The organism is Thermostichus sp. OS-CIW-32, from assembly GCF_054060415.1.
The window spans coordinates 1-12,013 of record NZ_JBSSDD010000007.1; the positions used below are offsets into that span (position 1 = coordinate 1).

Here is a 12,013-nt window from a genome sequence, read left to right on the forward strand (position 1 = left end):
CTGCGGGAAGGGCAGGCGATGCTGGCACAGTTTTTCCGGGAGGCGCTGGATCGCTTTGACGAGCGCACCCGAGCCATTGAACGGCGCACGGAAGCCCTGGAACGGCGCACCGACGAGATGGCCCAAGAGATGCGGGAGATGCGGCAAGAGATTCGGGATCTACGCCGCGACTTTTTGGAACGGCGGTAGCTTGGGCCCAAGCGCTCCGCGTTGCTAGTGTAACCATCCCCGGATCCTTCTCCCAGGAGGAGATTTAGGGTGGTAGGATTTCCTTGTTCTGTAGCGCCTTGGTAACCATGACACCTGAGCAAGAGCAGTGGCTGATTCGGGCCGTCCAGGAGTTGCAAGCTGCCCAGCAAAACCAGCAGGTTTTGATCCAAGAGCTGCGGGAAGGGCAGGCGATGCTGGCACAGTTTTTCCGGGAGGCGCTGGATCGCTTTGACGAGCGCACCCGAGCCATTGAACGGCGCACGGAAGCTGTGGAGCGCCGCACCGAAGCTTTGGAACGGCGCACTGACGAGATGGCCCAAGAGATGCGGGAGATGCGGCAGGAGATTCGGGATCTGCGCCGCGACTTTTTGGAACGGCGGTAGCTTGGGCCCAAGCGCTCTGCATTGCCGACGCCCTCACCCCCAGCCCCTCTCTCTCAGGGAGAGGGAAAATTGGCGGGATTTTGGGTAGGAAGGGATCCCACCTAGATTAATCTAGAGGAACTTTGTCTGGCCTCACTGGCATTTGCCCTTCCCCACGAGTTTGCCTATGTCTGTCATCCGTGCCCTCCACAGGCAGTTGGTAACCAAAGAGCGCTCTGCCGAAGAGATCGCCCGCGAGTACCTGGAGCGCCTGGCCCAACTGGAGCCGCAGCTCAAGAGCTTTATTACTGTGACCGAGGAACTGGCTCTGCAACAGGCCAGGGCGGTGGACGCCCGCATTCGGGCCGGGGAGGCGATCGGCCCTTTGGCCGGGATCCCGTTAGCTGTCAAAGACAACCTCTGTACCCAAGGGATCCGCACCACCTGTGCCTCCCGGATGCTGGAGGGGTTCATTCCCCCCTACGAGTCAACAGTGACGGCGCGGCTGGCGGCTGCGGGCATGGTGACGGTGGGCAAGACCAACCTAGACGAGTTTGCCATGGGCAGCTCCACGGAAAACTCGGCCTTTCAGCGCACGGCCAATCCCTGGGATCTGACGCGGGTGCCAGGGGGATCCTCTGGGGGATCGGCGGCGGCGGTGGCTGCCGACCAAGCGGTGGTGGCCCTGGGCTCGGATACGGGGGGATCCATCCGCCAACCGGCAGCTTTTTGTGGGGTGGTGGGCCTCAAGCCCACCTACGGGCTGGTGTCTCGCTACGGGCTGGTGGCCTTTGCTTCGTCTTTGGATCAGGTGGGGCCGTTTGGGCGCACGGTGGAGGATGTGGCCTTGCTGCTGCAGGGGATCGCCGGCCATGACCCGATGGACTCCACCAGCCTGAAGGTGGATATCCCGGACTATAGCCAGGCTCTGATCCCGGACATCAAGGGGTTCAAAATCGGGGTGATCCGCGACTTGCTGGGGGAAGGATGCGGCGAGGAGACCCGCGCTGCCGTGCAAGCGGCCATTCAACATCTGCAGGAGCTGGGGGCGGAGATCCTGGAGATCGACTGCCCCAGTTTTCGCTATGGCCTGGCCACCTACTACATCATCGCCCCTTCGGAAGCCTCTGCCAACTTGGCCCGCTACGACGGGGTAAAGTACGGCCTGCGGGAACCTGCCGACTCGCTGCTGGCCATGTATGGCAAGACCCGCGCCCACGGCTTTGGGCCAGAAGTCAAGCGGCGCATCATGATCGGCACCTATGCCCTCTCCTCGGGGTACTACGACGCCTACTACCTCAAGGCTCAGAAGGTGCGCACCCTCATCAAGCAGGACTTCCTCAAGGCTTTCGAGAAGGTGGATGTGCTGGTCAGCCCCACCACCCCCACCCCAGCCTTCAAGCTCGGCGAGCGGGAGGATCCCCTCAGCATGTACCTCTGCGACCTGATGACGATCCCGGTGAACCTGGCGGGTTTGCCGGGGCTGAGCCTGCCCTGCGGGTTTGCCGATGGCCTGCCCATTGGCCTGCAAATTGTGGGCAATGCCCTACAGGAGAGCAAGGTGCTCCGCGTGGCCTATGCCTACGAGCAAAGCACCGACTGGCACAAGCGACGGCCGCCGCTGGGGCAGCCCTCAGTTGAAGAAGGCCAGGGATCCGATCCCGGCCAACCTCAAGCCAAGCGCAGATCCGGCAAAAGGAGCAAAAAATCCAAAAGCTGAGGCGGGAAGGGCGGCAACTAGGCCATGCCCATCTGGTTGGCCGCTGAAAAGCGTTCCATAAAGCGCAGGAAGCGATCCCACTCTGCCTCGGTTTCCATGTCGTAGGTCACTTCCAGGGCTTTGAATTCCCCGTTCAGGAACTTGGCCCTGATGTTGCGGGTGGTCAGCTCCCCTTCCTCATCGATCATCCGCATGCCGAGGATGTTTTGCGTATCGGATTTTAGATCCTCGAAGCGGAAAATCGCGGATCCCCGGTTGCCGGTCTTGGATTTCAGCACTCGCACCTGGGTGGGCACCTCTTGGATGCCGGGGGAGAACTCGATACTGGCCATGATGTCCTACGAAACATGATGATTTAAGCCATTATAACCGGCCAATCCCCGCATCCTGCTCCAGAAAATCTCTCAGCTCCTGGGCCGTCATCTGCTCCAGGTGATGGCCGGCCTGCCGTTGGGCTTCTGCCACATCGGGGATCCGGTCGCACAGGGCGCCAACCCGAAGGGGAAGAGGTTGGGCTGCCAACCAAGTGCGCGCTGCCGGAGTCACCTGGCCACAGAGGATGAGCAGGGGTTTTTGGGCTTGGATAGCCTGCTCCAGCACGGCCCCCACCACCTTTCCCATCGTGCTTTGTTCGTCGAGGCAGCCCTCTCCGGTGACGACCAGATGGCAGCGGCGGATGCGCTCCGGCAGGGCCAATTGCCGCGCCAAGAGCTGGATCCCGGACTCCAGAGTGGCCTCCAAAAAAGCCACCAGACCTGCTCCTAAGCCGCCTGCGGCTCCGGCCCCCGGGATCCCGGCCACGGCCTGGCCCAAATCTCGCTCCACCACTTGAGCCCACTGCTGCAGCGCCTGCTCCAACTGCTGCACCTGGGAAGGGGTGGCGCCCTTCTGGGGGGCAAAGACGGCGGCGGCTCCCAACGGGCCAGTGAGGGGGTTTTGCACATCGCAGAGGCCGCGGACCCGTTTCCCCTGCCAACCAGGCTGTTCGGGGGGCTCGATGCGCGCCAGCCGGGCCAGCTCCGCCCCACCCCAGCCGATGGGATCCCCAGCTCCATCCAACAGGCGATAGCCTAAGGCCTGCGCCATGCCCGCCCCTCCATCCACGGTGGCGGATCCCCCCAGTCCTATCCAGATCTCAGCGATGGGATCGCGGCAAACAGCCCGCAGCAGCTCCCCCAGGCCGTAGGTGGTGGTGCGGGTGGGATCCCGCCGCTCCGGTGGCACCAAGGTCAGGCCAGCCACCTGGGCCAGCTCCAACAGGGCCAGCTCTCCTGCCACCCCGTACTCCGCCCAGACGGGATCCCCCAGGGGGCCGGTGACCCATAGGCCCTTCTTCTCTCCCCCCAGCGTCGGCAGCAGTGCCTCTAGGGTGCCCTCTCCCCCATCCGCCAAGGGGATCCGCTCCACCTCGACTTCCGGCAGCACCTGTTGGATCCCATGGGCTATGTGCTCTGCCGCCGCCGTGGCTGTTAGGGATCCCTTAAAACTATCCGGGCAAACCAAGATCCGCCGGGGCGCACGCTCGAATTCGGATCCCATCTTTCCCAGCCCGAACTCGATGGACTCAACGTCTGATCTGCAACAGCTCCCGGCGGAAAGCAGCTCAAACTCGGGCGGCTAAGAATGGTCGGCCTCCGGCTGAGAAGAAGAGTCGGAAGCGGGCGAGCTGCCCAAGGATTGCTCCAGGGCTAGGCGCTGCTCCATGACCCGCAGGAAATAGCCGCCCATCATCGCGCCGGAGAGCATTTTGGCCAAGCTCTCGCGGTTGGTGATGATCTGAACCCCGAATTGATCGGAGGGCAAGCTCCCCACCAAGCTGCGGATGTTGTGGCCCAAGATCTCCAGCACTTCCGGAGAAGAATTGCGGGCAATATCCTGAAAGACACTGGGATCCTGAGACTGCAAGTATTGCCAGAGCCGGTTGTCGGGGCTCGGAGTTTGCACTGCCTCAAAACCAGGGATGAAATTCAACGGGCTCGCCATGGAGTAACCCAGCTCCACAAACACAGCAGGTGTAGCCCAAACTAGGGCGCTCGGCCTGATCCCACAGACCTTCGCCGTTCCCGGAATTTGGGCTATCCCAAAGGTAACACCCCATCCTCACCCTCTCCGGTACGGGATCCCACCCTTCTGCGGCGGCAAATGCCGTACCTAAGTAACGGCCGGGGATCAAGCGCTGGCTTCTGAGGTCTCCTCCTCGGCAACCAAGGCAGCGGGTACCACTGTAACTCCCACAATGCTGTCTTCCGGATCCAGGCGCTGCACCAGCACCCCGGTCGCCTCGCGGGACTGGGTGGGAATGGCCTTGGCCAACTGGCGCATGACAATGCCCCTGGCGGTTACCAACAGGATCTCGTCTTCGGCATTGACGATGCGCAGGGCCGCCAGCTCGTCCGACGCCTGGCGGAACTTGGTGGCGATCACCCCCTTGCCGCCGCGGTTTTGCTGGCGGAAATTGTCGATGGCCGAGCGCTTGCCCCGCCCTTCTTTGGTGATCACCAGCACCCAAGGGTTAGCCAGCTTCTCCCCCTCTCGCTCGGCAGCCATCACCGATTCGGCAGAGATAATATCCATGCTGACGATGTCATCGCCGGCGTTGAGGGTAATGGCCCGCACGCCCCGGGTGGCCCGTCCCAGAGGGCGCAGTTGCTCGTCATCCGCCGGGAAGCGAATGGACATGCCTTGGCGGGTCGCCATGACCACATCATCGCTGGAGCGGGCGCGGCGCACCCAGCGCAGTTCGTCGTTTTCTTCCAGAGAGATGGCAATCAGGCCGTTGGAGCGTACATTGGCAAAGGCGCTGAGGGCCGTTTTTTTGATGTAGCCGCCGCGGGTGAGCATCACCAGATATTCGTCGTCGCTGAACTGGCTCACCGGCACCATGGACGTAACCCGCTCTTCCCGGGTGATCGGCAGCAACTGAACGATGGCGCTGCCACGGGCGGCGCGGCTCCCCTGGGGGATCTGGTGGGCGGGCAGGGTATAGACTACGCCCCGATTGGTGAAAAAGAGGATGGTGTCGTGGCTGCGACAGGCAAAAAACTGTTCGATGGCATCGTCTTCTTTGATGCGGGCGCCGGCTTTGCCGCGGGTGGCTCGCCCCTGCACCTGGAACTCCTCAAGGCCCATGCGCTTGATATAGCCCTGCTCGGTTAGAAAGATAACCGTCTCCCGATTTTCGATCAGATCATCCGTTCCCAGCTCCCCATCCTCCAAACAGAGGCGGGAACGGCGCGGGCTGGCAAAGCGGGCTTTGAGCTGCTGCAGCTCTTCGCTGATGATCTGCATCACCCGTTCTCGGCGGGCCAGAATATCCCGCAGGTCGGCAATTTGCCTCACCAAGTCTTCGTGCTCGGCCTGGATTTTTTCCGCTTCCAGGGCGGTGAGGCGGCGCAGCTGCATCTGCAGGATCCCGTCGGCTTGGGCTTCACTCAGGCCCAACACCGCCTGCAATTCCTCTCGGGCTGTGGCGGTATCGGCGGCTCCCCGAATGAGGGCAATCACCCGATCCAACTGCCCCAAAGCCAAGAGATAGCCCTGCAGCAGGTGATCCCGCTCCTCGGCTTTTTGCAGCTCGTAGCGGGTGCGCCGCTCAATGACCCCCTCTCGGAAGTCCAGAAAAGCCTGTAGAGCATCCCGCAGGGTCAGGGTGCGCGGCTCGCCGTTGAGGATGGCCAGCATGTTAACCCCAAAGTTGGCCTGCAGGGGGGTTTGCTTGTAGAGGTTGTTGAGCACCACCTGGGCTTGGGCATCCCGCTTTAGCTCGATCACCACCCGCATGCCGCTGCGGTCGCTCTCGTCGCGGATGTCGGCAATGCCTTCCAGTTTTTTCTCGTTGACCAGCTCGGCGATCTTCTCAATCATGGCTGCCTTGTTGGTCTGGTAGGGCAGCTCGGTGATGATGATGGCATCCCGAACCGGTCGGCCCCGCTGCTCTATGGTTTCGACGGTGGCCACCCCCCTCAGGGTGATGGAGCCGCGCCCGGTGGTGTAGGCTTCGCGGATGCCCTCCTGGCCCATGATCAGCGCCCCGGTGGGGAAGTCGGGGGCCGGGATCCACTGCATCAACTCCAGGCTGGTCAGGTTGGGGTTGTGGATGAGGGCGATCAGGCCGTCCACCAATTCGCCCAAGTTGTGGGGCGGGATGTTGGTGGCCATGCCCACGGCAATGCCGGAAGAGCCGTTTAAGAGCAGTTGCGGGATCCGCGCCGGCAGCACCAGGGGTTCTTGCTGGGATCCGTCGTAGTTGCCCACAAAATCGACAGTGTTGGCGTCAATATCTTGGAGCAGGGCTTCTTGGGCAAAGGCAGTCAGCCGACACTCGGTATAGCGCATGGCTGCCGGCGGATCGTTGTCCACAGAGCCGAAGTTGCCATGCCCATCCACCAGCCGCTCCCGCATGGAGAAATCTTGAGCCATGCGCACCAGCGCATCATAGACGGCCTGATCCCCATGGGGATGGTATTTCCCAATTACATCCCCCACCACGCGGGCACACTTGCGGAAGGGGCGATCCGCCGTCAGGCCCAACTCGTGCATAGCGTAGAGAATGCGGCGGTGCACCGGCTTCAGGCCATCCCGCGCATCTGGCAAAGCCCTCCCGACGATCACGCTCATGGCGTATTCCAGGTAGGACTGCGACATCTCCCGCTGCAGGTCGGTAGAGATGATGCGCGCCGTCGATTCGTTGTCGCTCATGGGGTTGGGTTATCCGTAAGGGATCCCAGTCGGCCTTGGCGCAGTGGGTTCATGGAAGTTTATCGAGAAGCCAACCTTGGCCGTGGCAGACTGAAGGTGATTGAATTGAGCAGAAAGCTTTTGTATTCCCAGTCTACCATTCGCCCTTTGTGAAGGCTGGCTGACTTCCAGTAGGAGAGGCTCGGTGGTTCATCGGCGGCCCTCTCTACAGCCTCATGGATCGAGATTTACAGGTGGGCCAAGCGGAGCTGATCATTACCCTGACCGGCATCGACGATACCTTTTCCCAAACCATCCATGCTCGCCACTCCTACTTGGCCGATGAGATTCTCTGGAACCACCGATTTGCCGATATTCTCCACCTGGACAGCAATGGGCATCGCTATGTGGACTACTCTCACTTTCACACCACTCTGCCAGCTTGAGCCCCATGCCTCACTCTGAGTGGGATCCAGATAGGGATCCCTGAGGAAAATCATAGAAGAAAACCTATCATCTAGCGTGATCTCTATAGTAACGTTCAATGATAGGCTGCCCATAGCGTGGAGGGCTTTGGGGCATGCTGAGCCAAGCGAAAGAACAACAGTCCGGCGGCAAGAGATTTCTGGATTGGCACCGACGTCTGAGCCTAGACAACTGGCGCGGGGATCTCTTCGGCGGGCTGACGACAGCGATTGTTTCCTTGCCGATGGCCTTGGCCTTTGGGGTGGCTTCGGGGGCAGGGCCAGTGGCGGGCTTGTACGGAGCAGTGTGTGTGGGCTTTTTTGCGGCTCTGTTTGGGGGTACGCCCACGCTCATCTCCGAACCCACCGGGCCGATGACTGTGATGATGACGGCGGTGGTTGCTAATGTTACAGCTCGTTACCCGGAGCAGGGGCTGGGGCCGGCCTTCACCGTGGTGATGCTGGGGGGCTTATTTCAGATCCTGTTTGGATCCCTGAAACTGGGTAAATACATCACCCTCATGCCCTACAGCGTTATCTCCGGCTTTATGTCCGGGATCGGCTGGATCATGATTTTGCTGCAGATCCCGCCGCTGCTGGGCCACGCCAGCCAGGGGGGAGTGATTGGGTCGGTGCAGAACCTGCCGACCTACTTGCTCAACCTCAAGATGCCAGAGCTGGGGCTGGGGCTGCTGACGCTTGCCATCCTTTTTGGCTATCCCAAGCCCTGGCGACGGGTGGTGCCGCCGCAGTTGGTGGCTTTGGTGCTGGGAACGCTGGTGGCCAGCTTGTTCATGGCCGATGCGGATCTACGGCGCATCGGCTCCATCCCCACTGGCTTGCCGCAAGTGCAATGGCCGCAGTTGCCCTTTTCCTCCCTGGCCAACTTGGTGCTGGATGGAGTGGTGCTGGGGATGCTGGGCTGCATCGATACCCTCTTGACGGCAGTCATTGCCGATAACCTCACCCGCACCCGCCACGACTCCGACCAAGAGCTGATCGGGCAGGGGATTGCCAATATTGTCTCTGGCTTCCTGGGGGGCTTACCGGGAGCCGGCGCCACCATGGGCACGGTGGTGAATATCCAGTCGGGGGGACGTACCCCTCTAGCCGGCATTACCCGAGCGTTAATCCTGCTGATGGTGGTGCTGTTTGCGGCTCCCCTCACGCAAGGGATCCCGATGGCGGTGCTGGCAGGGATCGCCCTCAAGGTGGGGGTGGATATCCTCGACTGGAGCTTCCTCAAGCGGGCCCACCGGCTTTCCCTCAAAGGGGCAGCCATTATGTACGGGGTGATGTTCATGACGGTGTTTGTGGATCTCATCGCTGCAGTGGGAGTGGGAGTGTTTGTGGCCAACTTGCTCACCATTCAACGCCTCAGCGAGATCCACTCCGAAGAGGTGAAAGCCATTACCGATGCCGATGATGCGGTGGATCTCACTCCCCGTGAGAGGGAATTGCTGCGCCAGGGATGCGGGCAGGTGTTGCTGTTTTACCTGAGCGGGCCGATGATCTTCGGGGTTTCCCAAGCCATTTCCCGCCAACATCAGGCGGTGGCCTCCTGCCAAGCCTTGGTGCTGGATTTGTCGGATGTGCCGATGCTGGGCGTTTCCGCAACGCTATCCCTGGAAAATGCCATTCGCGAGGCCCTGGATCGGGGCAAACAGGTGTGGATTGTTGGGGCCAAGGGCCGGATCCGGCAGCGCCTGGAAAACCTACATTTGCCGCTGCCCCCAGAGCGGTTTGTGGACAGCCGTGAGGTGGCTTTGGCCGAGGCTGTTGCCCAGTTGGGCTTGCCGCTCGAGGCCAGTCCCCTGGTTTGAGTAACCCCAATTGGCCTGAGCCACAAAGCTGCGGGATCCGTTTGCCAGATCTAGGTTAAGTCTGAGTCTATGCAATGGAAGGGTCGGGTCGCCTACTTGGCAACCATGCATCGCAAAGAGCAGGTCATCGGCCCTCTCTTGGCCGAACATTTGGGGATTCAAGTCCAAGTAGCAACTTTTGACACCGACCAACTGGGCACCTTCTCGCGGGAGCGGCCCCGACCGGGGGATCCCATCCACACTCTGCGCCTGAAGATTGCAAGGGCTTTGCAGGATTATCCTGAAGCTCTGGGCTTGGCCAGCGAGGGATCCTTTGGCCCCCACCCCCAGATCCCTTGGATCCCTTGGAATCAGGAGTGGGTCATGCTCAGGGTTTTTGAACCCGGCGCGGAGCCCTTGGAGCTGGTCGGCTATGCAGAGAGCACCCAAACCAATTTCAGCCATCGCTGGGTGCAGAGCTGGGCAGAAGCGCTGGACTTTGCCCAAAGGGCGGGTTTTCCCCAGCACGCCCTGATCGCCCTCGACCAGCCAGAAAAGCCCCAGGTTATCCACAAAGGAATCCAAGACGAAGCAACCCTGAAGCAGGTGGTGGGGGAGCTGCTGGCTCGGCAAGGGGGCCTTCATCTGGAAACCGACATGCGGGCCATGTGCAACCCAACCCGCCTGCAGGTCATCGCGGCAGCCACCCAAAACCTCATTGCCAAAGCCCAAAGCCTTTGTCCAGCCTGCGGCACTCCCGGCTACTGGCGCATCCGCCCCCTGGCAGGCTTGCCCTGCGGCCAGTGTGGTGCTCCCACCCCTGTAACCAAGGCATGGATCTATGGCTGTGCCCGCTGTTCCCACACCCACACCGAGCCTGTGGCAGAGCCCTGGGCGGATCCCGCTCAGTGTGCCTTTTGTAATCCCTAGCTTTGTCCCAAGCTTGACGTCAAGCCCAGGCTTTCATCCCCCCAGAGGGGCTGATGTAAGAAAATAGGGATCCAACCCAGTGGATCCCTACTTAACTTAACGACTTGAATGTCAGCGTAAGGACTCTGGGAACTAGAAAGCAAACACAGCCCGCAAGACACCCACGCCGATGGTTGGATCGGTATCCCCAGACTTGCTAGGCCCACCATTGGGATTGCTCACAAAGTAGGCTGCCGGGGTAAGGGTGAGGTACTCGTTCACCGGGAAGCTGTAGTAAACATCCACGATGAAAGGACGGCTGTCAAAAACTCCCTCCTCGGTGCTGACAATCGGTTGGCCAAACACCACACCGCCCTGAGCACCCTCAATGAAGAGATCCGGGAAAGCAAAGCCAAACAGGAACCCGTTAAAATCTTCATCACCCGGATCGATGGTGCCAGCCGGTACCACATTGGGCAAGTTGTAATCCACATTGCCAGCAGTAAACCAGCCAGATACGATGACGCGGGGGGTAATCTCCCAGTTGGCAGCCACAGAAAAGGCGTTCACCCGTGCAGAGGTGGACACATTGGTTACTCTCAGAGGGCCACGGAAAAGAGCTGTACCGTTGGCCAAGAACTCAGGGCCATCGTTTGCCGTCTGCAGATAGGTACTGGCAAACTGCAGGTAAATCTCTAGATTTTCATTCGGCAGGAAGCCCAGCTCTACCGCGTGGGCACTGTCGCTACCGGTTATACCGCTGTCGCCGAAGCCCTTGCCCAAAGCTTGAGCGTTCCTGGTGCTGTAGCTGTAGGCCAAGCGCAGTTGATCGGAAAGGCGGTAGCGGAAGCCAAACAGAGCTCCACCTGGCACATCCGCCGTGGAGTTGGGAGCGTCGGCGAAGTCGGAGAGAGCTTCGAAGGGTGTGCTGTAGTTGAATACATCGAACACACCTGAGCCAACGATACCCGTGTAGATGGTAGCTGCTCGGTTGAAAGCTGGGAATTGGTAGATCAGCTTGGCCAGGGTGAAAGTGCCGCCGCCACGGCCGCCAAACTCAAGGCCGGGATCCCCATCAAAGAACTCAGTCACAGCATCGCGAGCTTGGAGACGAATGCGCAGGCGATCGCGACCCACAAAAGAAGCATCGAAGTTCAAGCGTACCCGATAGGGAAGAGTCATGTTGGCTTGGTTTTGCTCTGCTACTACCTTCCCATCAACAACTCTGTCTTCCGTGAGAGCGCTGCCTACAACAGCGGCGATGACTTGGGCATTCAACTTGGTAACCGGGTTGAAGACCTTCCCTTTCAAATCAGTAACATCGGCTTCCAGGGCATCCACCCGCCCGCGCAGGGCTGCCAGCTCAGCAGCAAATTCCTCTTGCAAGCGCTGCAGCGTGGCCAAGTCTTCCTTGGAGACTTTGTCGGCCAAACCGGCTGCAATCAACTCATTGATGCGATCCAAGCAGGCGTTCATACCGGCGGCAAACTCAAAGCGAGTCATAGCCCGGTTGCCGCGGAAGGTGCGGTCAGGGTAGCCGGCAATACAACCGTAGCGCTCCACCAAGGATTGCAGGGCTTGGAAGGCCCAGTCGGTGGGCTGCACATCCGAAAGCTCAGAGATGGAGGTGACCGGCCCGGTAGCTTGGGCATAAGCCACTCCAGGGGTCAGGATCGCTGCTGCACCCAGAGTGCCGGCCAGCAGCGTTTTCCAGTAGTTCGCGTGTTTCGCGGGCATGTTTCTCTCCTTGTTCTTTTCCTCACACCTTTTTGGCTGTAGGGATGTCTTCTAGAGGTAACCAATTGCCTAACTCAAGAACAAGTCTGGCAACTGCGGACTTCGGTGAAGACATGATGTGGAGATTATGAT

11 protein-coding genes are annotated in these 12,013 nt (G+C 60.5%); 6 read left to right on the forward strand and 5 right to left on the reverse strand.

All coding sequences use genetic code 11. The features are described 5' to 3' along the window. The 3 genes from ACVWY8_RS09325 to gatA all read left to right on the forward strand — a co-directional run. On the forward strand, positions 1–189 hold a 189-nt coding region (locus ACVWY8_RS09325), incomplete at its 5' end, for a hypothetical protein (RefSeq protein WP_457397036.1). 107 nt (positions 190–296) lie between these two features. Next, entirely contained in the window at positions 297–593 is a 297-nt protein-coding gene (locus tag ACVWY8_RS09330) for a hypothetical protein (RefSeq protein WP_414342514.1), read from the forward strand. Positions 594–759: 166 nt separating this feature from the next. After that, entirely contained in the window at positions 760–2,292 is a 1,533-nt protein-coding gene (gene gatA / locus ACVWY8_RS09335; RefSeq protein ID WP_457394420.1) for an Asp-tRNA(Asn)/Glu-tRNA(Gln) amidotransferase subunit GatA, read from the forward strand. A 17-nt stretch (positions 2,293–2,309) separates the two neighbouring features. Here gatA and psb28 read toward each other — a convergent pair whose 3' ends face one another. The 4 genes from psb28 to gyrA all read right to left on the reverse strand — a co-directional run bounded on the left by psb28 (position 2,310) and on the right by gyrA (position 6,990). Beyond that, positions 2,310–2,624 (reverse strand): photosystem II reaction center protein Psb28, encoded by a 315-nt coding sequence (psb28, locus tag ACVWY8_RS09340; RefSeq protein WP_011433213.1) that lies wholly within the window; start codon positions 2,622–2,624, stop codon positions 2,310–2,312. 31 nt (positions 2,625–2,655) lie between these two features. Beyond that, entirely contained in the window at positions 2,656–3,831 is a 1,176-nt protein-coding gene (locus ACVWY8_RS09345; protein ID WP_457394417.1) for a glycerate kinase family protein, read from the reverse strand. Between the two features lie 78 nt (positions 3,832–3,909). After that, complete coding sequence (locus tag ACVWY8_RS09350; RefSeq protein ID WP_457394414.1) at positions 3,910–4,275, reverse strand: DUF760 domain-containing protein; 366 nt, start codon at positions 4,273–4,275, stop codon at positions 3,910–3,912. A gap of 186 nt (positions 4,276–4,461) precedes the next feature. Further along, a complete protein-coding gene (gene gyrA, locus ACVWY8_RS09355) occupies positions 4,462–6,990 on the reverse strand; it encodes a DNA gyrase subunit A (RefSeq protein ID WP_457394411.1) in 2,529 nt (842 codons plus the stop codon). 191 nt (positions 6,991–7,181) lie between these two features. Here gyrA and ACVWY8_RS09360 point away from each other — a divergent pair, with 191 nt between their 5' ends. From ACVWY8_RS09360 to ACVWY8_RS09370, 3 genes are all read left to right on the forward strand, one after another. Beyond that, positions 7,182–7,415, forward strand: a complete 234-nt coding sequence (locus ACVWY8_RS09360; RefSeq protein ID WP_414383944.1) for a hypothetical protein — start codon at positions 7,182–7,184, stop codon at positions 7,413–7,415. Between the two features lie 134 nt (positions 7,416–7,549). Beyond that, on the forward strand, positions 7,550–9,256 hold the full coding sequence (locus ACVWY8_RS09365; RefSeq protein ID WP_457394408.1) for a SulP family inorganic anion transporter: 1,707 nt from the start codon (positions 7,550–7,552) through the stop codon (positions 9,254–9,256). Positions 9,257–9,325: 69 nt separating this feature from the next. Beyond that, positions 9,326–10,165, forward strand: a complete 840-nt coding sequence (locus ACVWY8_RS09370; protein WP_457397039.1) for a DUF6671 family protein — start codon at positions 9,326–9,328, stop codon at positions 10,163–10,165. A 132-nt stretch (positions 10,166–10,297) separates the two neighbouring features. Here ACVWY8_RS09370 and ACVWY8_RS09375 read toward each other — a convergent pair whose 3' ends face one another. Then, positions 10,298–11,881, reverse strand: a complete 1,584-nt coding sequence (locus ACVWY8_RS09375) for an iron uptake porin (RefSeq protein WP_457394402.1) — start codon at positions 11,879–11,881, stop codon at positions 10,298–10,300. Positions 11,882–12,013 lie beyond the last annotated feature (132 nt).

Bases quoted from the DNA above. Each gene is read 5' to 3' on its own strand.
- psb28 (WP_011433213.1), bottom strand. From the start codon at position 2,624: ATGGCCAGTATCGAGTTCTCCCCCGGCATCCAAGAGGTGCCCACCCAG.
- ACVWY8_RS09375 (WP_457394402.1), bottom strand. From the start codon at position 11,881: ATGCCCGCGAAACACGCGAACTACTGGAAAACGCTGCTGGCCGGCACT.
- ACVWY8_RS09345 (WP_457394417.1), bottom strand. From the start codon at position 3,831: ATGGGATCCGAATTCGAGCGTGCGCCCCGGCGGATCTTGGTTTGCCCG.
- gyrA (WP_457394411.1), bottom strand. From the start codon at position 6,990: ATGAGCGACAACGAATCGACGGCGCGCATCATCTCTACCGACCTGCAG.
- ACVWY8_RS09365 (WP_457394408.1), top strand. From the start codon at position 7,550: ATGCTGAGCCAAGCGAAAGAACAACAGTCCGGCGGCAAGAGATTTCTG.
- ACVWY8_RS09370 (WP_457397039.1), top strand. From the start codon at position 9,326: ATGCAATGGAAGGGTCGGGTCGCCTACTTGGCAACCATGCATCGCAAA.
- ACVWY8_RS09330 (WP_414342514.1), top strand. From the start codon at position 297: ATGACACCTGAGCAAGAGCAGTGGCTGATTCGGGCCGTCCAGGAGTTG.
- gatA (WP_457394420.1), top strand. From the start codon at position 760: ATGTCTGTCATCCGTGCCCTCCACAGGCAGTTGGTAACCAAAGAGCGC.
- ACVWY8_RS09350 (WP_457394414.1), bottom strand. From the start codon at position 4,275: ATGGCGAGCCCGTTGAATTTCATCCCTGGTTTTGAGGCAGTGCAAACT.